This is a genomic window from uncultured Cetobacterium sp. (genome assembly GCF_947072685.1).
Lineage (GTDB): Bacteria > Fusobacteriota > Fusobacteriia > Fusobacteriales > Fusobacteriaceae > Cetobacterium_A.
Map to the genome: position 1 here is coordinate 35,259 of NZ_CAMTIK010000004.1, position 23,810 is coordinate 59,068.

Consider the following 23,810-nt stretch of genomic DNA (forward strand, 5'->3'; position numbering starts at 1 on the left):
CTCTTTTTTTAATCAAACTTATATCCAACACTAAATTGAAAAAGAAAATCGTGTGAATTTTGAGCTTTAGATACATTGAATTTAATAGGGCCAATTAAGCTTAAATAACTTAAACTAAGACCTCCACCTTGAGAATAATCTTTCCAGAGAAGAGAATTCTTTTGACTGTTAAAATCTTCATCGAGATACTTATATGTAGCAATATCCCAGTTTAAACTAAGATATAGGTTCTCTATAAGTTTGTGTTGTACTCCAAGACTAATTCCAAAAAGAGAAGAAAGATATTTTTCTTGAAAATAGTATCCACTGAAAGAGAATTCATTTTGGGAGAGATCATCGGAGATTCCACCGAGTTTAATATATTTATCGGGCAAAACATCTTCACCACTTACATTTCCACCAAATAGCTTAGATGTAAAACTTGTATTTGATGTAATTGGTAAGTAGCCAGATAAAAGGTAGTTAGAGGATAAAAAATTAAGGTTATCTTTTCCTAAATTTCCACCCCATCTCTGAGATATATCCCCTTTAAATCCACTGGAAGGGAATGAGATTGAATTTGTTTTATCCCAGTTGATATTGAAGAAAACATCTCCATAACTTTTAGAATATTCGATTTCAGAGTCAAATATACTTTTTATTTCAGAATCTAAAGAGCTGTAGTTTAAAGAAGCTCCATAAGAGAGTAAAAATAGATTGGAGTATTGTGTAACAACCGCACCTTCAAGTTTTATAACTTTGCTTTTGTAACTTCCAATCTTATCTCTATTGTGATAGAGGAAAAAAGGATTTTCATTGTAGCTAAGACTACTTAAAATCCCTATTTTATTTGAAAGACCATAGTAGGAAAAGTTTTTTAAGTCAAGACCTAAATAATCTCCAAAAGTAGCTTCAATGGTGGAAAGGCTACCAAACTTTCCAGAAGAACTTATATCGGTTCCAATAGAAAAAGTAGTTCCATAATCAGTTTGATAATCAAATCCTAATCCAATAACATTGGTAGGATTTTCTTCTACCTGTAATTTAAGAGTATTTTCATCAAAAGTATAGTAAATTTTATTTACAAAATTTAAACTGTAAGCTTTTAGCATCAAATCTTCTAAGCTGTCCGGGCTCATATTCTTTTCCAAAGAGTTAGCAAAAACAGTTTTTATAATCTCTTTATGATTAGGATTGTGAGATTGATTAGATATAACAACACTCTCTAAAGTAAAGTTTTTTTTAGAGTTTTGAATTTTTGAATCAGAAGCTTTAGCAGGACCAAATGCTAAAATTTTAGAAAGTTCTCTTTCAGCAGCTTTCTCTCCTAAAAGTTCGATGTCTTTAAAATCTTTGAAATCTGTTGTTTTATAGCTTGAAATATCAGGTGTTATAAGGATAGTAGCAAGATCTCTTTGCTTTTTAGTAGAACCGGTACTTTGAATAGCAACAATTTGATCCGCAACACTGAAGATGTCATAGTTCTCTTTCTTTTGAAGAGATGTCCCAACGTCCACTCCAATAACAATATCAGCACCAAGATTAAAAGCATCTTCAACTGGAAGGTTACGAGACAGTAAGCCATCAACATAGTAGCTATCCCCAATTTTTACAGGATCAAAGATAGTTGGGATAGAGATACTAGCTGTAATAACTTTTGCCAAATCACCACTGTTAAAAGCTTTTGATTTACCTGTGTTGAGGTCTGTTGCAATTATTTGAAGCGGAATCGGAAGCTTATTAAAATCTTTTATATTTTCAGCATTCCAAAGTAGATTTTTCAATTTTAAGTATATTCTTTGAGTGTTTTTTAAACTTTTAGGTAGGGCAAAATTTAAAAAATCATCATATTTTAAAGAAAGATTATAGTTTTTCATAAGAGATCTTTGATCAATAGATATATCGGCTTGATTTGGACTATCATTGAAAGTATCTTGCCAGTTAATATCTAAAACAAGTTTTTCAATCTCATCTGGGGTATAACCAACAGAGTAGAGTGCACCAATCAATGCCCCCATGCTAGTTCCAGTTATATAGTCAACTTTAATATTGTTTTTTTCTAAAGTTTTTAAAACACCAATATGTGCGAATCCTTTAGCACCACCGCCACTCAAAACCAATCCTATTTTAGGTTGTTTTGTTTCTTTTTTAAATTTTTCTATTTTCTGTTTTTCTAATTGTTTTATCTCTTTTTCTAATTGTTTTATTTGATTTTTTAATTTTTGAATCTCTATCTCCTCAAAGGAGTCATTTGCAAAAGAGGAGATACAAAGATATAGAAATAAAGAGACTACAGCAAGGTATCGACTCATTTTAAATCCTCCCTATAAATTTTAGAGAATTCATTAAAAAAATTAGGGAATGTTTTAGATACACACTGTGGGTCTAAAATTTTGATATTTGGAACTTTAAGCCCGATTAATGACAGTGACATCGCCATTCGGTGGTCATCATATGTTTCTAAAGTAGTACCAACATATTCAGAGACTGATTTGGGGATAATTTCAAATCCATCTTGTGATTCTAAAAAAATACCATTCAATTTCAAAATTTCATTTTTTAAAGCCGAGATACGATCCGTTTCTTTAATTCTCATATTTTCGACATCCCACACTTTTGTTGGAGAAGTTGCAAAAAGAGCAACTGCAGCAAGAGTTTGTGCAACATCTGGGATATCGTTCATGCTGAGACTGATACCTGAATAATCTTCAATTCCTTTAACAGTGATAGAAGTTTCTGAAAAGTTTAGGATTTTTAATCCCATTTTAACAAGAACATCTAAAAACTTTGAATCTCCTTGAATACTATGTTTAAAAAAATTGTTTAAGGTAATTTTTGAATTAGAGATTAAAGCCATCGCGAGAAAATATGAAGCTGAAGACATGTCCCCTTCAATAGTATAACTCTCGATTTTATACAGAGATGGGGATATAAGTACGCTCCTGTTATCTTTTTTAAAGATTGCTCCAAAATCTTTCATCATGGACAAAGTCATATCAATATATGGCTTGGATACGATTTTTCCAATAAATTTAATAGTGATAGATTCTTCAAAATAGGGTGCAGCCATGAGTATAGATGAGATATATTGGCTGCTTTTACTCCCGTCAATCTCTACAACGGGGCACTTTACACCGGAAGCTTGAATTTCAATAGGAGGGTAACCGTATTTTTCAAGATACCTTATTTGTACTCCTAACTCAGAAAGAGAGTCTACTAAATCTTTAATAGGACGATCATTCATTCTGTTATTTCCGTACAGGATAGCATTTCCACTCCCAGTTGCTAGATAGGAAGCCAAAAATCTCATGGCAGTTCCAGCATTTCCTACATAGAGATTAAGGTTTTCAAATTTAGGATTTTTATTTCCAGTAATTTTTAAAGTTTTTTCATTTTCGTTTAAATCAATAGTATTACCAAGTTGCTTTAAAGCTTCTATCATATATATTGTATCATCACTTAAAAGTATATTTTTTAAAAAAATAGTTTCTCCAGAAAGAGCTGAAAGAATAAGTGCACGGTTAGTAATAGATTTAGAACCAGGTATATCAACAATGAGATCAAAGTTTGTTTTGGGTTTGGGTTCAAAAAAATTCATTAAAAATTTCAACTCCTTTTAAATTTTTGTTAGTTAAATTATATCAATTTTTATAATAAAATAATACAGTAAAAAAATCTTTTTAAAATACAACCAAATTGACAAAAAGTTAAATAAACGGTATAATTACTCTAAAAGTTTAATGAGGCTGTATTTATAGTATAGTTTTGGAGGAAACAGATGGAAATGAAAGATATAATAGAAATGGTAAACTATTTTTCAGCAATGGCAAGGAAAAGAGAGCTAACGCCAGAAGAACAGCTTGAAAGAGCTAAATATAGAAAGATGTATTTAGAACAGTTTAAAGCACAAGTGAAGCAAAAGTTAGATTGTATAGAAATCGTAGACGAAAATAAAATGATATAGGGGGCCACCAAATGATGAAACAAGTAGTAAAGTCTCTTTATAGAGAAACAGAAAAGCATTTAGATACAGAGGTAGTACTGTCTGGATGGGTAAAAAAAATAAGATCACAAAAGAATTTTGGATTTATAGAGCTTAATGATGGAAGTTTTTTTAAAGGGGTTCAAATTGTATTTGATACAACTTTAAGTAATTTCGATGAAATTTCAAGACTATCTATCTCATCTTCTATTATTGTAAAAGGAAAAGTTATAAAATCTGAGGGAGCAGGACAGACGTTTGAAATTAAAGCTATAGAGATAGAGATATTTCAAAAAGCAGATTTAGATTATCCGTTACAAAATAAAAGACATTCATTTGAGTTTTTAAGAACGATAGCTCATTTAAGACCAAGAACAAATACTTTCTCAGCAGTATTTAGAGTTAGATCTGTACTGGCATATGCTATTCATAAATTTTTCCAAGAAAATGGATTTGTTTACACTCACACTCCAATAATAACAGGTTCCGATGCAGAAGGAGCTGGAGAGATGTTTAGAGTTACAACTCTAGATTTAAATGATGTTCCAAAAACTACAGAAGGGAAAGTGGATGTATCTAAAGATTTCTTTGGAAAAGAGACGAATTTAACTGTAAGTGGACAGCTAAACGGAGAGACATATTGTTCTGCATTTAGAAATATATATACATTTGGACCAACTTTTAGAGCGGAGCAATCAAATACTTCAAGACATGCTGCTGAATTTTGGATGATAGAACCAGAAATAGCATTTGCAGATTTAGATGCTAATATGGAATTGGCTGAAGCTATGGTTAAATATATAATCAAATATGTTATGGATGAGTGTCCAGAAGAGATGGAGTTCTTTAACCAATTTATAGAAAAAGGATTATTTGATAAATTGAATCTTGTTTTAAATAGTGATTTTGGAAAAATTACATATACAGAAGCTATCGATATCTTATTAAAAGCGGATAAAAAGTTTGAATACCCTGTTTCTTGGGGAATAGATCTTCAAAGTGAGCATGAAAGATACTTATCAGAAGAGCATTTTAAAAGACCAGTATTTGTAACAGACTATCCAAAAGATATAAAAGCTTTCTACATGAAACTTAGTCAAGATGAGAAGACCGTAAGAGCTATGGATTTATTAGCACCAGGAATAGGGGAAATAATAGGTGGATCTCAAAGAGAAGATAATATAGAGATTTTAGAAAGAAGAATGGCTGAAGTAGGACTAGAGAAGGAAGATTATGGATTCTATTTAGATTTAAGAAGATTCGGAAGTTTCCCTCACTCAGGATATGGATTAGGATTTGAAAGAATGTTAATGTATATAACAGGAATTACAAATATTAGAGATGTAATACCGTTCCCTAGAACTTCTAACAATGCAGAATTTTAATTCTTAAGAAGGCGGAGAGATGATAATTGAGATGCTGGTTTCTCTACTAGTTCTTACAATAGTATTTTATTTTGTGACTTATCCATATAATTTTAAATTAAATAGAAAATTGAAGAGAGTCTTAAATTTTTCAGAAGTTGAAAAAATTCCTGAAAAAAAAGTGAAATATTTAGAATTTTCAAAAGAACAGTTAGATGAACGATTAATTTTGGAAGAAAAGTTTTATAAAAGTTCATATACAAAAGAAACAATGAGATATTTGATCTTAAAGCCAAGGGAGTTAAAAGGAACACCTTTGTGTTTAGTCCTATATCATGGGATTAGAGATAAAGCTGAAGATTGGATATATAAAGCAAAACTTAGAGAAAATTATTTAACATTAAAAGAAAAGGGAAGAGTGGAAGATATAATTTTCATTCTTCCTGATTCCGGTTTTAAAGGAGAAAGTTGGTATACAAATTTTTATAAGGATGACAATCATAAATATGAAGAATTTTTTTCAAAAGATTTAACAGATCTAATAACGAAAAAATATCCAGATTCTCCAAAAGGGATTGGAGGATTTTCTATGGGTGGTTATGGAGCTTTGAAAATTGGTTTGAAAAATTTAGATTCATATGATGTAGTCGCAAGCTTTTCAGGGGCAATTAGTCTTATAAGGATGAGTATAAACAGAAGAGTCATGAGGATATTTAGATATCTATATGTACCAAGATTTTTATTTAATGATGTAAATAAAGCTCATTTTGTTAAAGTGTTTAGTCCATGGGGATATAAGATATTAAAAAATGACCCATATAGTATAATAAAAACAACGGATCCTGAAAAATTTAAGGATAAAAAGTTTTATTTGAGTGTAGGATCAGAAGATAAAAAACCATATCTGATGTTTCACCAATGGTTAGATGTTGTGGGTAGAGCTAAAAAGTACAACTTAGATTTTAGAGGGAAGATATACGAAAATGAATATCACACATGGGAGTATATTTCCAAAGATATATATAATTTTTTAATATTTTTTACAGATGAAACTAAAAAGAGGAAGTAATTATGAAAAAATATCTTTTATTGTTAGTTATAACACTGATTTCAGGGTGTATGTCTCTAGGTGTTAGTAAAGAGTATAAAAGCTATCAAAATGATTTTTATAAATTGGTTTCCAATCCGTTTAAAGAATCTCAGAGACGGGAGTTAGAGAATCAATTTAAGAGTTTGAAAAAAAGGGTCCAGAGTGGGGACTATTCAAAAAAAGAAAAAATGATTTTGAGTAAAGATATAGATTACTATTTAATGGTTTTAGAAGATTTGAAAGATTAAAAAAGCTTGAGTTTTTACTCAAGCTTTTTTAATTCAATTTTTTAATCTATTTTTAAAAAATGGTTCATTTTTTCTTTTTTAGTTTTTAAATAGTAAGAGTTACATGGATTGGGTGGAAATTCTATATGGGTACGGTTGGTAATATTTATTCCATATTTTTCTAGATCGTTAATTTTTTTTGGGTTGTTTGTCATCAAGTTGATACTTTTGATATCAAGAAGTTTTATCATTTGTGCAGCAACAGCAAAATCTCTCAAATCGGGTTCGAACCCTAAAAGAGTATTGGCTTCAACAGTATCTTTACCTTGAGATTGTAAATTGTAAGCTTTGATTTTATTTAAAAGTCCTATACCTCTTCCTTCCTGTCTCATATATAGAAGAACTCCAGAACCGTTTGTAGCAATATTTTCAAGAGCTTTGTCAAGTTGACTTCCACAATCACATTTTAAAGAACCAAAAGCATCCCCAGTTAGACATTCAGAGTGTACTCTAACCAAAACATTTTCTTTGTTTTTGATGTCTCCAAAAACTAGAGCTACATGCTCTTTAAAATCAAGAGTGTTGGAAAATCCAATCATTTTGAAAGTTCCGTGCTTTGTTGGAAGGGGTGCATCACAAACTAATTCTGTTTGAAATTCGTTTGTTTTTTTATAATCAATAAGAGCTTCAATTGTAATAATTTTCAAATCATGCTCTTTACAAAATAATAAAAGATCAGGGACTCTAGCCATAGTTCCATTTTCATTAATAATTTCACAGATAACTCCACACCCTTTAAAACCGGCTAATTTAGCTAAATCAACAGAAGCTTCAGTATGTCCAGGTCTTTCTATAACTCCGCCATTTTTAGCTATAAGAGGGAAGATGTGTCCGGGTCTTCTAAAATCTTTGGATTGAGTTGCTCTAAAAGCTAAATCCTTTATAGTGTTGAAACGATCCTCCACAGATATTCCTGTAGTTGTGCCAATAAAAGAATCAACAGACACCGTAAAAGCGGTTTGATGTTGGTCATTATTATTAAACGTCATGGGTAAAAGTCCAAGTTCGGTAGCTCTTGTTTCTTCAACTGGAACACAGACAAGTCCACGACCATATTTTATCATGAAGTTGATATTCTCTTTTGTGATATTCTCTCCAATACCAACCAAATCTCCTTCGTTTTCTCTATTTTCATTATCTACGACAACTATAAGTTTTCCATTTTTTAAATCCTCTATAGCATCTTCTATTTTGTTAAACATTTTACCTCCTTAAAATTTAGAAAAATCCATTCTCAGCTAAAAAACTTTTTGAAAGGGTTGATTTAGATTTTTTGTCAGCTGAAATTTTAGAAAAAAGCATTTTTTCAACATATTTTCCAATAAGATCAGTTTCTATATTTATAAAATCTCCAACTTTTTTTAAGTTGAGAGTTATATTATCTTGAGTGTGTGGAATAATTGAAACTGTAAAGTCTGTTTCTGTTAAAGTCGCAACTGTGAGACTTGCACCGTCTAAAGTGATACGACCTTTAAAAACAACATATTTCATAAAAAAAACAGGAATTTTAATTGTAAATTTTTTAGCAAAGCCATCATTTTTAATAGAGATTATCTCTCCAAAACAATCAACATCTCCCGTAACAAGATGCCCACCTAGGAAAGATTGGAGTGTGACAGATTTTTCTAAATTTACAAGATCTCCTATCTGAAGTTGTTTTAAAGTTGAAACATTGAGAGATTCATTCATAATATTAGCGGAGAAACTATTGGAACTAATTTTAGTGACAGTTAAGCAAACACCATTAGTAGCGATACTATCCCCAATATTTGCACCAGCAATCACTTTACTACAAGCAATTTTTATATTAGCTCCTTGATGAGTCGTATCAATAGAGATAATTTTACCTAACTCTTCAACTAAACCGGTAAACATCCATCCTCCTTGTAAAACTCAAATCCGACATTGTTATCATATAAATTTATTTTTAAATTTTTCAATTCTAAAGCGTCCTGTATATAAGTGGGTGTAAAGCCATCAATAAAAGGGATTGCTTTTGAATCTCCAATTATTTTAGGAGCAACAATAAACTCGCCGCCATCATATAGATTTTCTTTAAAAAAAGCTGATATAATTTGACTTCCACCTTCCACCAAAATAGAGTCAATTCCAGTATTACCAATTTTTTTTAAAATCTCCAAGACAGATTCACCTTCAAAGGTATGTATAAAAGTAATAGAGTACCTATCTTTAAGAAGGGTATATTTTTCAGAACCCACATGTCTATCATCAGTAACAACAATAGTTTTTTTGTCATTATTATTATAAATTATATTACACTCTTCTGGAATAGTCAAATTTCTATCAAATACGATTCTATAAGGATTTCTTCCATTGGGGAGAGAGCACCTTAAAGATGGATTATCTTTGGCTACAGTGTTGGATCCAACAAGAATTGCAGAGAAGAAATTCCGATAGTTTTGAACTTTTTCTCTGGCAATAGAGTTTGTAATCCATTTAGATGAAAAATTCTTAGTGGCAATCTTTCCATCAAGAGTGATTCCAGTTTTTATAAATATAAAAGGGATTTTCTGCTGTATATATTTGAAAAAAACTTTATTTAAATTTTGAGATTCTTTTTCAAGAACTCCAACAAGAACTTCAATACCAGCGGCTTTTAGTTGTTCAATTCCCTTTCCACGAACAAGAGGATTGGGGTCCAAAGTTCCGATAACACATTTTTTTATTTTTGAATCTATAATTAACTGAGTACATGGGGGTGTTTTTCCAAAATGTGAACAGGGTTCAAGAGTTACATAAATAGTGCTCCCCTCAGTAATTGTAGCATTTTTAATTGCATTTACTTCAGCGTGAGGACCACCAAAAATTTGGTGGTATCCTTTTGCTAGTAAGATATTTTCTTTAACAATAACAGCTCCGACTAAGGGGTTTGGATTGACAGAACCGATCCCTTTTTTAGCTTCATCTAGAGCTAATCTCATATAATATTCATGCATTTTACGCCTCGGATATACTTTTAATAAGATTGACAGTTTCGATAGCACCAATACCTGCATCAAATCCTTTATTTCCAGCTTTTGTACCAGCTCTTTCGATAGCTTCTTCAATCGAATTAACTGTTAAAACTCCAAATATAACAGGAATTCCCGATTCAAGAGAAACAGACGCAACCCCTTTAGATACTTCTGAACAAACATAGTCAAAATGTGGTGTAGCTCCTCTAATAACAGCTCCAAGAGTTATAACCGCATCGTATCTGTTGGTTTCCACCATTTTTTTAGCTATAAGAGGGATTTCAAAAGCTCCTGGAACCCATGAAACATCTATATTATCCTCCGAAACAGCATGTCTTTTAAGAGCATCAATAGCCCCTCCTAAAAGTTTAGATACAATAAATTCATTGAATCGGGCACAAACAATCCCCACTTTTAAATTTTCTCCTAAAAAATTTCCTTCATAAGTTTTAACCATAATTACGTCCTCCTCAAATTTTTTCGTAAAAAAAAACCGAAGATAGACTTCGGGCGTAAGTAAATACAAAAAACCACTTCTTTCATCCAGACTATACTGTCGGTTTTGGAGTTTCACCAAATCAAACCCGAAGGTTTCGCGGACTATAACCGCCGGTAGGGAATTGCAAAGATGCTCACCCTGCCCTGAAGCTTATCTATTTTATTTGGTTTATATATGGCGATTATAAATCAATAATCGCCATTTTGTCAATAAAAAAATTATTTATATTTTTTATTTAGTGCTTTTAGTATCGCAAAAGTCTCTAAATCAAAGACTCCATCAATTTTTCTAGATCTAAAGTGCATTTGGAAAGCTGAGATAGTTTTTATACTTTCTAAATCCCATGTGTTGGTTAAGGATATATCATAACCATATTTTCTTAACTCTTTTTTTAAGTCAATAATAGAGTAAGAATCAAATAGTTTCGGTGAGTAAAATTGGTAAAAATCTTTTGTGTTATACCAAGCTCCGACTCCGTATTTATCGTGAAGATATTTCCAAGGGAATTTAGGACCAGGATCCATTTTTCTAGTTGGAGCAATATCAGAGTGACCTAAAATATATTTAGGATTTATTTTATATTTCGCAGTAAGTTCTTTTAGTAACATACCGATTTTAAAGATTTGAGCATCGTTATATGGTAAAAAAATGTTTTTATCGACAACTCCATTTTTTAAATCAGTAATTTTTGATCTATTAGCATTGGAGTAACCAAGGTTTGATATTTCAATACCAATAGAGTTATCATTTAGATTTTTATATCCATCAAATGAACTTACGCCAGCATGCCATGCTCGTTTTGTATCTGGAACAATAGAATAAACATCATCACTTCGGTTTTGTGTTACCAAATAGTGAGAACTGACATTATTTTTTGTCAATGCAGTTATCGATCGTTCATCATTTAGAGCTGTGTAGTGTAAAATAATAAATCTAACCCTTTCGTTTTGGGAAACCGACTTATATTTAGATGAATTAACGCTATATCTTAGCGATGTGCACGAAGATAACACAAGAATAAAAAATGAAAAAATTATTTTTTTAAGCATACATGGATCACCCTTTCTTTTACTATATTTTAATTATATACTAAAATATCAAAAAAATCCAAAAAAACCTAAAAAACATTTGAAATTAATTGGTTTATATGATATAAATGACTGTACTTAAATACAATAATAGAAGCATTTTAGGAGGAAAATATAATGACAAAAAAAGAATTCGCAAAAGTATTATTTGAAAAAGGTGTATTCACTTCAAAAGCTGAAGCAGAAAGAAAATTAGATTCAGTTCTAGTTACAATAGAGGAAACTTTACAAGCTGGAGAAGAAATCAACTTTATCGGATGGGGAAAATTTGAAGTAGTTGAAAGACCAGAGAGAGTTGGAAGAAATCCTAAAACTGGAGAAGAAATCAAAATAGAAGCTAAAAAGACAGTAAAGTTTAAAGCTGGAAAGTCTTTAGTAGACAAAATGAACTAATATTTAATTCAAAAACCGAGATGAAAATCTCGGTTTTTTTATTTTACCCTTGACTTATTAAGAATTATTGGCTATATAAATACTAATACAAAAATCTCTTAAAAATCGGGAGGAATAAATATGATTAGTTATGATATGAGTGAAATAAGAAATATAACTCTTTTGGGTCATCGTGGTAGTGGAAAAAGTAGTTTAGTAGAGGCGATGCTATACATATCTAATACAACCCCTAAAATGGGAAGTGTGGACTCTCAGACAAGTATATCAGATTTTGATAAGGAGGAAATGAAACAAGGGTTTTCAATAAATACATCAGTTATACCATTGGAGTACTTAGGACATAAGTACAATATTTTAGACACACCAGGTTATTCAGATTTTTTTGGTGAGGTTACATCGGCTTTAGCAGTTTCGGGAGGAGCTGTTTTAGTAGTGAATGGTGCAGCGGGAGTTGAAATAGGAACTGAGAGAGCTTGGAGAATCTTGGAAGAAGCAGATATTCCCAGAATAATTTTTATAAATAAAATGAATAAAGGTGTACATAATTATGAAAAACTTCTCTATGAGATGAAAGAAAAATTTGGTAAAAAAGTGGCTCCGTTTTGTATTCCTATCGGATTTGAAGAGGAGTTTAAAGGATTTGTGAATGTAGTTGATTTGAAAGGGCGTGTTTTCAATGGTGAAACATGTGTGGATGCGGCAATTCCAGAAGATATAGATATAACTGAAGTCAGAAATCTTTTATTGGAGGCGATAGCTGAAACCGATGAAAAATTGTTGGAAAAATACTTTGCAGGAGAAGAATTTACAGAGGAAGAGATTAAAATGGGTCTTCATAATGGGGTTGTGAATGGAGAGATTGTCCCAGTGATTATTGGGTCGGCTAGTAATGGTATTGGGGTTCGGACACTTTTTGAGATGCTTTATAATTATCTTCCAACACCAAAAGAGATGAATGGTGGAACAAAAATTGGCTATTCCTTAGATGGGGAAAATAGGATTGAAAGAAAAGTCTGTGAAAAAGAGTTTTTTTCAGCAGTTATTTTCAAAACAATTGTTGATTCATATATGGGAAAAATATCTCTTTTTAAGGTTAATTCAGGAACGGTAAAAAAAGACGATGAAATATTAATAGGAAATAAAAATATAAAAGTTAAAGTGGGGGCGGTCTCGTTTTTTAGAGGTGGAAAACAGATTTTAGCAGAGGAGATTAAAGCTGGAGATATAGGAGCTGTAACAAAGCTACCAGATGCCCAAACGGGAGATACGCTGTGCGATAAGGACAATCCAGTAATTTATAAGGTAATATCTTTTCCGAAACCATGTCTATATATGTCGATTGTTCCTAAAGAAAAATCAGACGATGACAAATTGAGCAGTTCTTTGCAAAGGTTATCTGATGAGGATCCATCTTTTACCATTAGCAGAAACTTTGAAACAAAGGAGTTGATTGTGGGTGGACAAGGAGAAAAACATTTAAATATTATATTGAATAAACTACAAAATAAGTTTGGAGTAAACGCTATACTAAAAGAACCTGAGATTTCATATAGAGAAACAATCAAAAATTCTGTTGAGGCTCAAGGAAGACATAAAAAGCAATCGGGAGGAGCGGGGCAATTTGGTGAAGTATTTATAAAATTTGAACCGGATGGACAAGAATTTTCTTTTCATGACAATATTCATGGCGGAGTTGTTCCAAGAACATATATCCCAGCAGTTGAAAAAGGGTTGCTGGAAGCTAAAAATAAGGGGAGATTAGCAGGTTATCCAGTTATAAATGTAAAAGCGACATTGTATGATGGATCCTATCATCCTGTGGATTCTAATGAGCTTTCTTTTAAACAAGCAGCTATTTTAGCTTTTAGAAAAGGAATGGAAGAAGCTAAATGTGTTTTATTAGAACCGATTGTAAAAATGGAAATAGCAGCTCCAGATGAATACATTGGAGACATTATGGGGGACATGAATAAGAGAAGAGGAAAGATTTTAGGAATGGAGCCAATGGCATATTCAGAGCAGTTATTGACAGTTGAAGTTCCAGAGAGTGAGATTTTGAAGTATGCGATAGATTTGAAATCTTTAACTCAGGGAAGAGGTAGATTTGAATACAGATTTTTAAAATATGAAGAGCTACAGGACAACTTAGCTCAAAAGGTAATTGAAGTTAGGAAAAAATAGAAATAAAAAACAACTCTGAGCAATATAGTTCGGAGTTGTTTTTTATTTCTATATTCATTTAAAAAAGTTCTTTTTTAAATAAAATCCAAGTGATAGCTATTCCAAATAGGACAGCAACAAGTACAACCCATAGAAAACCGTAGGTATCTGTGGCGAAAGGAACTCCACCAACGTTCATTCCCCAAAGCCCTGAAACAACTGTGGGGATAGCAAAAACAATAGTTATAGAAGTAAGTTTTTTCATAACTATATTCAAGTTATTTGACATTACAGTTGAAAAAGCATCTCTTGTACTACCAAGAATACTGGAATATATATTCGCCATCTCAATAGCTTGTTTTGTTTCAATAATAACGTCTTCAAGAAGTTCTAAATCATCAGGATATCTTTTTACGATTTCTGTTCTCATCATTCTTTCTAAAACTGCTTCATTAGATTTTAAAGAGGTTGTAAAGTAAACCAAACTTTTTTCTAATTCAAGAAGAAGCATTAACTCTTGATTTCTAAGATTATTTTTAAGTTGTCTTTCAATATTATCACTGATTCTTCCAATTTGCTTAAGGTAAAGTAAAAAATATGTAGAATTTCTAAACAGCATTTGAAGAATGAATCTAGTTTTTTTAAAAGTGAAGAAACTTTTAATTCTCCCTTGAATAAACTCTTCGATAAGAGCTAATTTAACTGTGGATACAGTCAAAATATGGTCGTTTAAAAGAATTATACCTAAAGGAACTGTTGTAAAAGAACAACGGTTATTATCATCGTGTATAGGAACATCGATAATAACCAAGATAATGTCATCATCAATTTCTAAACGGGCTTTTTCTTCCTCGTCTAGGGCAGCTCTGATATGTTCTTCTGGAATATCAAAGCTGTTTGTAACAACTTTGATCTCCTCTTCAGTTGGATTGGAAAGATGAATCCATGTGTTTTTTTCGGTTAATTTTTCGACCTCTAAAGTTTCAGAGATAGAAAAAAGCTTTTTTTCTAATATATCATTATGACTTTTATAAATTTTTATCATATAACCACCTTAAAATAAAATTAATCTCTAAGGGCAAGAGGCATCAGTATATATTTGTATGAAAGATTATTAGTTTCTGTAACCTCAAACATTGCTGATGAAGAGTTTCCCTTTATGAATATATTGTTATTTAAGTTTTCGATGAAATCATAAAGAAATTTGATATTTAAAGAACACTTAAAATCGTCACCAGTTTTAATCATATTTACTTTTTGATTTATTTTGGCTTTTCCAGAAGAAGCGGAGATGCTTAGTTTATTTCCTTTAAACTCTAAAATAGCTCCGTTTTTAGCTTCATTACTTGTTCTAGCAACAGTTAGAACTTTCTTTAAAGCACTTTTAAACTCGGTATAGTTAAACTCAATCTCTTTACTGAAACTATTCCCACAAAGAATAGCATCAAAATTAGGGAATGGGAGAGTAGTAACCTTAGTTAAAAAATATGAGTTATTCCATATAAAGATAAGGTTTTCTCCATTATAACCGATACTGATATCTTCATTGACGTCTTTAATCAATTTACAAAGAATATTAACAGAATCAAGCGGAATAGAAAAATCTTTATCAATAAAAGCTTTATTCGTAGTTTTCAAATATGTCAATCTATATGAATCGGTTGAAACAAAAGATATTCTATCCTCTTTAAAAATAGCTCTAATACAATTGATTGCTAAATTTTCACTGGAAGGAGCTGCAGAAAATTTTGTTTTTTCAAAACCTCTATAGAGTTCTTGTGATGAAATTTTACTTACCTCTTCTAAGATAGGAAGTTCCAAATTCTCAGGGAAATTATCATAAAATAAAAGGGTAAATTCTGCTAGATGTATAGATAATACCTCACCTTTAGAGGAAAGAGTAATAAAGTCATCATCCAAAAGTTTTATATATTCTAAAGCGAGATTGGGTTTGAAAACCACAATACCATTTTCTACTGTTTCGCAAGAGAGAGTTTTTATATAATTAACATCTAAATTTGTTCCTGTGAAAGTAACTTTTCCATTGTTAGATTCAATCTTTAAACCTGATATTATAGGTTTAACAGGATTATCTTTTAAAATATTGATAAATTCAGAAAAAATTTCAACTAACTCATTTCTTTTTATATTAAAATTCATAGGTATCCTCCTAAATAAGTCTTTTCCAAAATTATACACCAAAAGAGGAAGTGTTACAAGAAATAAAAAAAGCTTAACTCAATAACAGAGTTAAGCTAAATAGTTCACATATTAATCGATAAGAATTTGTTGCCAATATTTACTTTGAATATCAAGAGTATTTTTAATATCCTTTAAAATTACAGTCTTTTCAAGATCATCAACAGAATAGATTGGTTTAGTTGTCATAAGTTCTCTTGCAGGAATATTGATTGACGGAATTCTTAGGTGATCAGCAATCAGTTTGTAATTTTCAGGTCTTTGAACAAAATCTAAGAATTTATATGCTGCTTCTTTATTTGGTGCAGATTTAGGAATAACAAATGAATCTATATAAGCAGTTCCACCCTTTTCTGGAATAATAAATTCAGTAGTTTTTAACTGTTCCTCTGTAAGCTCGTTTAGAACATTATCTGGATAGCACTGAACAACCCAGAAATCTTCACTGGCAAAACCTTTACCAAAAGATTCAGAATCAAATTTAGCGATATTTTTCTTCCACTCTTTAACAAGATTTGCAGCTTCAGCTATATGTGCTTCATCAGTAGTAGTTTGAGGGTATCCCAAAGTACCAAGAGCTGATGTCATAACCTCTCTCATATCATCAAGAAGAGTCATTTTTCCATTATATTCAGAATTATTATATATCGTGAAATCCTTAGGGAAATTCTTAACATATTTAGTGTTTACCGCAATAGCAGTAGCTCCCATAGCGAATGGAAAAGCATATTCGTTATTTTTATCAAAATATTGAAGTTTTTCAAGAACCATTGGATCTATATTATTTAAAGATGGTAGTTTTGCTTTATCTAATTTTTCAATCATTCCATCATTCATTAAAATTTCAGCGTAGTCAGTAGAAGGAGTTAATATGTCGTAACCAGTTCCACCAGCTTTAATTTTAGCAAACATCTCTTCATTAGATGAGTAGATATCTTCCACCACTTTAATACCTGTTTCTTTTTCAAAATCTTCATAAATTTTTGTGGGAATATAGTCCGCCCAACCATAAAGATAAAGAGTATTTTCATTTTTTTGTTTCTCTTTTCCACAACTAGCTAAAAGAAAAACCAAAGATAGTAAAGTTAGTAATTTTTTCACTTAAACCTCCTAAATATATAATTTTTACAACTATTAAAAATTGTATTATATTTTTTATATATAGTCAAGAATATCTTGAAGTATTATTACACTGGAAAATAACTGAAAATTAATGTATAATCATGAATGAATATAGACTAAAAATAGGAGATGTAAAATTGGAATTTATAACAAGTAAAGAAAATGAAACGTTTAAAAATCTAAAAAAATTGAGAACTAAAAAATATAGAGATTCTGAAAATATGTTTTTAGCGGAGGGAAGAAAATTTTTAGAATTTGAGGAAACTCCTCATGTTATTATTTTTAAAGAGGGTGTATCAGAAGAAATTTTATGTTCTGCCAAGAAGCATATGTGTAGAAAAATAACCTTACCGGAAAAACTTTTTAAAGAATTAACATCTCAAGAAAACTCCCAAGGTGTGATAATATGTTACAATTCAAAACAAGAGTGCCTAGATAAATTGGGAGATAATATAGTTGTATTGAATAGAGTTTCAGATCCAGGAAATTTAGGAACTATAATAAGAATAGCCGATGCTGCTGGATTTAAAGATATAATTTTAACAAAAGGAAGTGTGGACTGCTATAATGAAAAAACGGTAAGAAGCACAATGGGATCAATACTCGCAATTAATATTTTATATTTCGAAGAGGAAAGATTAGTTTCATTTTTAAAAGATAGGGACTACAAAATAGTTGTAACCGCTTTAGAAAAGGATTCTATTCCATATACTAAACTAAATTTAAGTGAAAAAAATGCTTTTATATTTGGAAATGAAGGGGATGGAGTCTCAAAAGATATTATAGCTCTAAGTGATGAAAAAGTGATAATTCCAATTTATGGAAGTGCAGAATCGTTAAATGTTGCGATGGCAGCCGGGATTGTTCTGTATGAAGTCAGAAATAAATTAGAAAACAAATGATGGAAGTTGGGGGAGATATGATAAAATTAATTGTCACTGACATGGATGGAACATTTTTAAATGATGAAAAAAAATTTTCGGATGAATTTTGGGGTATCTATGAAAAGTTAGATCAAAAGAAAATAAAATTTGTAGTTGCTAGTGGTAGACAATATCAAAATTTAAGGAAAAATTTTGCGAGAATAAAAGAAAAAATAGTTTTTATAGCTGAAAATGGAAGTTACGTGATAGAAAACGAAGAAGAGATCTATTCACGAGTGTTGTCTGAAGATATAATTAAAAAATATGTGGATTTAGGTAGAAAAATACCGACTACAAATTTAGTTTTATGTGGAAAAAAATCAGCATATATAGAATCAACTGATTCTGATTTTATAAAAGAAGTAGAAAAATATTATGAGGAAAAAAAGATTGTTAAGAGTTTACTAGAAATAAAAGATGATGAGATAATAAAAATTGCATATTGTGATTTGACGGGGACAGAGAAAAATGTTTATCCATATTTAGAAAATGAAATAGATTGTCAAATTGTTGTGTCGGGTGAAATTTGGCTAGATATAAGTCACTTGGAATCAAATAAAGGGATAGCTTTAGGAGTGTTACAAAAAAAATTAGGAGTAACGGTTGATGAAACAATGATTTTTGGGGACTACTTAAATGATTGTGAGATGCTCCAAAGGGGAAAATACAGCTTTGCTATGGAGAATGCTCATGAAAAAGTTAAGAGTGTTGCAAATTTTTTAGCTAAAAGTAATAACGAAAACGGGGTTCTTGAAGAGTTGAAAAAAATTATTTAATCCTAAAATGGAGGCGGGTTTAATTTATGAGAAGATATCTAAAATTTGTTTTTATATTTTTAATGAGTGCAACTCTTTATGCAGCATATGATTTTCCAATGAAGAATCCATATGTTGCCACAATAATAGGAAGTTCTAAAATTATGACTGCAGGAGTGCCGGAGAGTGTGCCTGTAAAAGAGTATAAAATTGAACTTGGAAGAAGTAAAAAAATACCAGAAAATCTTTGGTATGAGAGAGGTTTTAAATTTTCGTTGAGCAAACAAAAAGGGAAAGCCCCATTAATTTATGTTCTTTCAGGAACAGGATCAGCATATAATTCTGTTAGAACGCAAAATTTCCAAAAAATATTTTATGAAGCAGGCTATCATGTGTTGACTGTAACATCTGTATTTAATTCAAATTTTGTTTTGAATGTTTCAAATAGTCAAGTTCCAGGAGTGTTGATACAGGACGGTTTAGATCTGTATAATGTGATGGGAGATATGCTTAGTAAAGTAAAGAAAGAGGACAATCTTCAGATTACGGATATATATTTAATGGGATACAGTATGGGGGCAACACATTCAGCAGTACTATCTTATTTAGATTCTTTGGGGAAAGATTTTAATTTCAAAAGAGTTTATATGGTAAATCCTTCAATAAATTTATATTACTCAGCTAAAGTCTTGGATGATATGTTGGATAAAAATATAGAGAACAAAGCCCAAATTGGCGAGGTTGTCGATGAAGTTATAGATGAAGTGAAAAAGAATATATCTCCGACAGATTTAGAAATTACAGAGGAGAGTATCTATTCAATATTTGAAAAACATGAACTTTCAAATAAAAAGATGCAAATTTTGATAGGCTTAGCCTTTAATTTAACATCGATTGATTTGAACTATATTGTTGATCAAATAAATGGAACACATGTGTATTCTAAGACTGTACCGGGGAAATTTTCAAGGATGTATCCATATTTTGAGGCTATAAATTTTGCAGATTTCAGTGATTATTTAGAAAAGTTAGCCTATCCTTATTATTTAAAAATATTGGGAGGAGATTTAACATTTAATGATATGGTAAAATATGGAAATCTTCGAATTCTTAGAGAGTATTTAAAAAATGAGAAAAAGATAGTGGCTGTGACAAATGAAGATGATTTTATTCTTTCACCAAAAGATAAGGCGTTTATAACAGATACCTTTTTAGAAAGAAGTTTAATATACCCTTACGGAGGTCATTGTGGGAATATGTTTTATCAAACAAATGTCGATAAAATGTTAGAATTCTTGAATAAGGGGGTATTTAATAATGAGTTGTAAAAAAATGACATTGATAGTAAGTTTTGCTCTGTTAATAGGTTGTTCTTCCACCGAAAAAAAATTAGATACCACTCAAAAAGAGAGCAGAAAAAATTCGGGAATAATAGAAAAAGTTGCAGTAAAAAATAAAGAATATTTAAAGTTAGATTTAGGAAAAGAGGTAGTGCCCCAGCCGATTATTTCGACGGGAGAGGTTATTCAAAAAAAAGAGGTGAATGGAACTAAATTTATTGAAGTTTATGATCCTCTAGAGCCTTTAAATAGAAGAATATATTATTTCAATTATTATTTAGATAAATATGTATTGATACCAGCTGTAAATGTTTATGAATTTATAGCGCCTAACATGGTTCAAAAAGGGGTTTCAAACTTCTTTTCTAACCTTCAAGATATTAGCACATTTATAAATTCACTACTTCAACTAGAAGGAAGAAAAGCTACAATTACATTGGCTAGATTTGGTATAAATACAATAGTAGGTGTTTTAGGGTTGTTTGATGTAGCCACAAGAATGGAGTTGCCAAAAACATATGAAGATTTTGGATTAACTTTTGCAAAATATGGTGTTGGAAACGGACCATATTTAGTTTTACCTGGTTTTGGACCATCAAATTTGAGAGATACAACAGGAAAGAGTATAGGAGCAGCAACAATATATAATATAGATCCATATGACTCAGTTGGAGTGGATGTAAATAATTGGGGAGTAGCAGCGGTAGATGCTGTGAATATAAGAAAAGAAACCAAAAAGTTTAGATACTATGGAACGGGAAGTCCGTTTGAGTATGAGTATGTAAGATATTTCTATACAAAATATAGGGATACATTAATAGGTATAAACGATGTTAACGGGAGAGGTGAATAGTTTTGAATTTACAAGAGTTTGTTTTAAATTACAAGGATGATGTGGTAAAATCAATTCAGGAATCAGTAAGGATTAAGAGTGTGCAAGAAGCGCCATTAGAAGGAATGCCTTTTGGAGAGGGAGCGGCAAAAGCTTTAGAACACATGTTAAATTTAGGGGAAAAGCTAGGATTTAAAGTGGAGAACTTTGATAACTATGCAGGTCATATCGATTTTGGGGACGGTTCTGACGAAGAGATGATAGGAATTTTAGGTCATGTGGATGTAGTGCCTGAGGGAAAAGGTTGGGACCACCCACCCTATGAGGCTAAAATAGTGGATGGAAAGATGTATGGAAGAGGTGTTCTAGATGATAAAGGACCTACAATAGCAGCTCTTTATGCATTGAAAGCCATAAAGGACTCAGGAGTGAAACTGAATAGAAAAGTAAGAGTGATTGTAGGAGCTAATGAAGAGACAGGATGGGGGTGTATGAATCACTATTTTGGAAAATTAAATATGCCACAACCAGCGATGGCATTCACACCAGACTCATCATTTCCAGTAACTTTTGCAGAAAAAGGGATACTCCATCTTATGCTATCTAAAGAGTATTCAAATGAGTTGAATTTCTCAATAAATGGTGGAGTAGCATTTAACTCTGTTCCAGATTCAACAGTAGGGATATTCCCGCTATCAATGAAAAGTGAGATATTTAATAACTTAGATAGATATAACGAAGGGAAAGAATATAAAATATCAGCCTCAGAAAAGGATGGTAAGATTGAGATCGTATCTTTAGGAAAAGCATCTCATGGTGCAAGACCAGCGAATGGATACAATCCAATTTCAGCACTGTTCTCATTCTTATCGACTATAGAAATTGAAGATGAGCAGCTAAAGAATTTAGTTGAGTTCTTTGCTGAATATATAGGGATGGAATACTCGGGAGCTAGCTTAGGAATAGACTTTAAAGATGAACCGTCAGGAGTATTGACTTTAACAATTGGAAAAATAGAGTGTTCTGAAAAAAATATGATGTTTGGATTTGATATCAGATATCCAGTTACTTATAAAAAAGAACAAGTACTTGAAGAGATTGAGAAAAGAGCAAAAACAAAAGGGATAGAAGTGACAGTAAGATCTGCCAAAAATCCGCTTTATGTTCCAAAGGACAGTTTCTTAGTAACAACATTGATGGGAATATATAAGGATATTACTGGAGATGTAGATGCAGAACCTGTTTCAATTGGTGGTGGTACATATGCTAGAGCTGTGACTAATGGAGTTGCGTTTGGAGCATTATTAAAAGGTCAAGAGGACAATATGCATCAAAAGAATGAATATTTGGAGATAGAAAAGTTGGATACTTGGTTAAAAATATATGTTCAAGCAATCTATGATTTAGCTAAATAAGTGTATTAAAAAACTGCAGAGATGCAGTTTTTTTTATTTGTTTTGAAAAATAAAAAAGACTTTAGTAGTAAAAAAATAGCACTTCAAAAGATTGTCACCTATTTTGATAATAATTATATAAAATATGAATAGAACTATTATAAAAATATATTTTCAAATTAAAAGATAATGAAATATATTATTCGGAATAATAAAAAATAAAAAATAGGGAGGGAATTATTTATGAGAAAAATATTGACGTATCTATTAGCAACATTATTTTCTGTATTTACTTTTGCGGAAGTTCCGTATCATATTGGGGTTATAACAGGAACGGTTTCTCAGTCTGAAGATGGTCTTAGGGGTGCAGAAGAAGCCATAAAGATTTACGGTGCTGCCGATAAAGGGGGAGAGATTGTTCATGTGACCTATCCAGATAACTTTATGCAAGAGATGGAGACAACAATATCTCAAATGGTAAGTTTAGCAGATGATCCAAAAATGAAGGCGATTGTTATAGGAGAAGCTATTCCAGGAACAGTAGAGGCTTTTAGAAGAATAAGAGAAAAAAGACCGGATATACTGTTGTTAGCAAACTCTCCACATGAGGACCCGGAGATGATAGGGGAGGTGTCAGATCTAGTTGTAAATCCAGATAGTATCGCAAGAGGATATCTGATAGTTAAAGCTGCTAAAGAGATGGGAGCAGATAAATTTATGCATATATCGTTCCCAAGACATATGAGTTATGAATTACTTTCAAAGAGAAGAAATATAATGAGAGTGGCGGCAAATGATTTAGGTATGGAGTTTATTGAGATGACAGCTCCAGATCCTGTAAGTGACGTTGGAGTAGCTGGAGCACAACAATATATATTGGAGCAAGTTCCAAGTTGGATAAATAAATATGGGAGCAATGTAGCTTTTTTTGCAACGAATGATGCCCATACAGAGCCATTGTTGAAAAGAGTTAGTGAATTAGGAGGGTATTTTGTTGAGGCTGATTTACCATCTCCAACTATGGGCTATCCTGGAGCTTTAGGAATACAATTTACAGAGAGTGAGAAAGGAAATTGGCCAAAAATATTAGGGAAAGTAGAAAAAACAGTTGTGGATAAAGGTGCAAGTGGAAGAATGGGAACATGGGCATATTCATACAATTTTGCTGTGACAGTCTCTTTAGTTGATCTAGCTAAAAATGTTTTAGATGGAAAATCAAAAATAGATGATTTCGATTCTCTTAAAGAAGTTTTATCTAAAAATACTCCAGGAGCACAATGGAATGGAAGTAACTATGTGGATGTAAGAGGGGTTGAAAAAGACAATTTCTATTTATTATATCAAGATACCTATGTGCTAGGAAAAGGATACTTGAAAATGACGGAATTAGAAGTACCGGAAAAATATTTTTCAGTTAAATAATTAGAA

Annotated in this window: 22 protein-coding genes and 1 riboswitch; of the genes, 12 read left to right on the forward strand and 10 right to left on the reverse strand. The window is 31.3% G+C overall.

Annotated features, from left to right (window positions below; all coding sequences use genetic code 11):
* Positions 1–8 precede the first annotated feature (8 nt).
* The gene (locus tag Q0V67_RS02140; protein ID WP_297596599.1) at positions 9–2,291 is read right to left on the reverse strand and encodes a patatin-like phospholipase family protein; all 2,283 of its coding nucleotides are present in this window, start codon (positions 2,289–2,291) and stop codon (positions 9–11) included.
* On the reverse strand, positions 2,288–3,577 hold the full coding sequence (aroA, locus tag Q0V67_RS02145) for a 3-phosphoshikimate 1-carboxyvinyltransferase (protein WP_297596601.1): 1,290 nt from the start codon (positions 3,575–3,577) through the stop codon (positions 2,288–2,290). Before aroA ends, Q0V67_RS02140 begins: the two co-directional genes overlap by 4 nt.
* 180 nt (positions 3,578–3,757) lie before the next feature.
* Here aroA and Q0V67_RS02150 point away from each other — a divergent pair, with 180 nt between their 5' ends.
* The 4 genes from Q0V67_RS02150 to Q0V67_RS02165 are packed head-to-tail and all read left to right on the forward strand — an operon-like array spanning position 3,758 to position 6,663.
* On the forward strand, positions 3,758–3,943 hold the full coding sequence (locus Q0V67_RS02150) for a DUF896 domain-containing protein (protein WP_297596603.1): 186 nt from the start codon (positions 3,758–3,760) through the stop codon (positions 3,941–3,943).
* Positions 3,944–3,957: 14 nt separating this feature from the next.
* Positions 3,958–5,346: an asparagine--tRNA ligase gene (gene asnS, locus Q0V67_RS02155; protein WP_297596757.1), complete on the forward strand. Its 1,389-nt coding sequence runs from the start codon at positions 3,958–3,960 to the stop codon at positions 5,344–5,346.
* Between the two features lie 19 nt (positions 5,347–5,365).
* Positions 5,366–6,394: an alpha/beta hydrolase-fold protein gene (locus Q0V67_RS02160; protein WP_297596605.1), complete on the forward strand. Its 1,029-nt coding sequence runs from the start codon at positions 5,366–5,368 to the stop codon at positions 6,392–6,394.
* Between the two features lie 2 nt (positions 6,395–6,396).
* Positions 6,397–6,663, forward strand: coding sequence for a hypothetical protein (locus tag Q0V67_RS02165; protein WP_297596606.1), 267 nt, complete (start codon positions 6,397–6,399; stop codon positions 6,661–6,663).
* Between the two features lie 41 nt (positions 6,664–6,704).
* Here the strand turns inward: Q0V67_RS02165 and Q0V67_RS02170 are convergent, their stop codons facing one another.
* The 5 genes from Q0V67_RS02170 to Q0V67_RS02190 all read right to left on the reverse strand — a co-directional run bounded on the left by Q0V67_RS02170 (position 6,705) and on the right by Q0V67_RS02190 (position 11,225).
* Complete coding sequence (locus Q0V67_RS02170; protein WP_297596608.1) at positions 6,705–7,904, reverse strand: bifunctional 3,4-dihydroxy-2-butanone-4-phosphate synthase/GTP cyclohydrolase II; 1,200 nt, start codon at positions 7,902–7,904, stop codon at positions 6,705–6,707.
* A 16-nt stretch (positions 7,905–7,920) separates the two neighbouring features.
* On the reverse strand, positions 7,921–8,577 hold the full coding sequence (locus Q0V67_RS02175) for a riboflavin synthase (protein ID WP_297596610.1): 657 nt from the start codon (positions 8,575–8,577) through the stop codon (positions 7,921–7,923).
* Positions 8,562–9,659 (reverse strand): bifunctional diaminohydroxyphosphoribosylaminopyrimidine deaminase/5-amino-6-(5-phosphoribosylamino)uracil reductase RibD, encoded by a 1,098-nt coding sequence (gene ribD / locus Q0V67_RS02180; protein WP_297596612.1) that lies wholly within the window; start codon positions 9,657–9,659, stop codon positions 8,562–8,564. Before ribD ends, Q0V67_RS02175 begins: the two co-directional genes overlap by 16 nt.
* 1 nt (position 9,660) lies before the next feature.
* The gene (ribE, locus tag Q0V67_RS02185; RefSeq protein ID WP_297596614.1) at positions 9,661–10,134 is read right to left on the reverse strand and encodes a 6,7-dimethyl-8-ribityllumazine synthase; all 474 of its coding nucleotides are present in this window, start codon (positions 10,132–10,134) and stop codon (positions 9,661–9,663) included.
* A gap of 70 nt (positions 10,135–10,204) precedes the next feature.
* Positions 10,205–10,331, reverse strand: a riboswitch (FMN riboswitch).
* Positions 10,332–10,394: 63 nt separating this feature from the next.
* Positions 10,395–11,225: an N-acetylmuramoyl-L-alanine amidase gene (locus Q0V67_RS02190; RefSeq protein ID WP_297596618.1), complete on the reverse strand. Its 831-nt coding sequence runs from the start codon at positions 11,223–11,225 to the stop codon at positions 10,395–10,397.
* A 156-nt stretch (positions 11,226–11,381) separates the two neighbouring features.
* Between Q0V67_RS02190 and Q0V67_RS02195 the strand changes: the two genes are divergently transcribed.
* Entirely contained in the window at positions 11,382–11,657 is a 276-nt protein-coding gene (locus Q0V67_RS02195) for an HU family DNA-binding protein (RefSeq protein ID WP_185875956.1), read from the forward strand.
* A 120-nt stretch (positions 11,658–11,777) separates the two neighbouring features.
* Entirely contained in the window at positions 11,778–13,838 is a 2,061-nt protein-coding gene (gene fusA, locus Q0V67_RS02200; RefSeq protein ID WP_297596621.1) for an elongation factor G, read from the forward strand.
* Positions 13,839–13,896: 58 nt separating this feature from the next.
* Here the strand turns inward: fusA and Q0V67_RS02205 are convergent, their stop codons facing one another.
* The 3 genes from Q0V67_RS02205 to Q0V67_RS02215 form a co-directional block, all read right to left on the reverse strand.
* The gene (locus tag Q0V67_RS02205; protein WP_297596623.1) at positions 13,897–14,862 is read right to left on the reverse strand and encodes a magnesium transporter CorA family protein; all 966 of its coding nucleotides are present in this window, start codon (positions 14,860–14,862) and stop codon (positions 13,897–13,899) included.
* Positions 14,863–14,882: 20 nt separating this feature from the next.
* Positions 14,883–15,977 carry a DNA polymerase III subunit beta gene (locus Q0V67_RS02210; protein WP_297596626.1) on the reverse strand — a complete coding sequence of 365 codons (1,095 nt, stop codon included), beginning with the start codon at positions 15,975–15,977 and terminating at the stop codon, positions 14,883–14,885.
* Positions 15,978–16,088: 111 nt separating this feature from the next.
* On the reverse strand, positions 16,089–17,117 hold the full coding sequence (locus Q0V67_RS02215; protein WP_297596628.1) for an extracellular solute-binding protein: 1,029 nt from the start codon (positions 17,115–17,117) through the stop codon (positions 16,089–16,091).
* A gap of 158 nt (positions 17,118–17,275) precedes the next feature.
* Between Q0V67_RS02215 and Q0V67_RS02220 the strand changes: the two genes are divergently transcribed.
* The 6 genes from Q0V67_RS02220 (at position 17,276) to Q0V67_RS02245 (ending at position 23,804) form a co-directional block, all read left to right on the forward strand.
* Positions 17,276–18,040: an RNA methyltransferase gene (locus Q0V67_RS02220; RefSeq protein WP_297596630.1), complete on the forward strand. Its 765-nt coding sequence runs from the start codon at positions 17,276–17,278 to the stop codon at positions 18,038–18,040.
* Between the two features lie 17 nt (positions 18,041–18,057).
* The gene (locus Q0V67_RS02225) at positions 18,058–18,837 is read left to right on the forward strand and encodes a Cof-type HAD-IIB family hydrolase (RefSeq protein WP_297596632.1); all 780 of its coding nucleotides are present in this window, start codon (positions 18,058–18,060) and stop codon (positions 18,835–18,837) included.
* A gap of 26 nt (positions 18,838–18,863) precedes the next feature.
* Entirely contained in the window at positions 18,864–20,144 is a 1,281-nt protein-coding gene (locus tag Q0V67_RS02230; protein WP_297596634.1) for a serine/threonine protein kinase, read from the forward strand.
* Positions 20,134–21,009, forward strand: coding sequence for a VacJ family lipoprotein (locus Q0V67_RS02235; protein WP_297596636.1), 876 nt, complete (start codon positions 20,134–20,136; stop codon positions 21,007–21,009). Before Q0V67_RS02230 ends, Q0V67_RS02235 begins: the two co-directional genes overlap by 11 nt.
* Positions 21,010–21,011: 2 nt before the next feature.
* Positions 21,012–22,403: a dipeptidase PepV gene (pepV, locus tag Q0V67_RS02240; RefSeq protein WP_297596638.1), complete on the forward strand. Its 1,392-nt coding sequence runs from the start codon at positions 21,012–21,014 to the stop codon at positions 22,401–22,403.
* 222 nt (positions 22,404–22,625) lie between these two features.
* Positions 22,626–23,804, forward strand: a complete 1,179-nt coding sequence (locus tag Q0V67_RS02245) for a DUF3798 domain-containing protein (RefSeq protein ID WP_297596639.1) — start codon at positions 22,626–22,628, stop codon at positions 23,802–23,804.
* Positions 23,805–23,810: the final 6 nt, after the last annotated feature.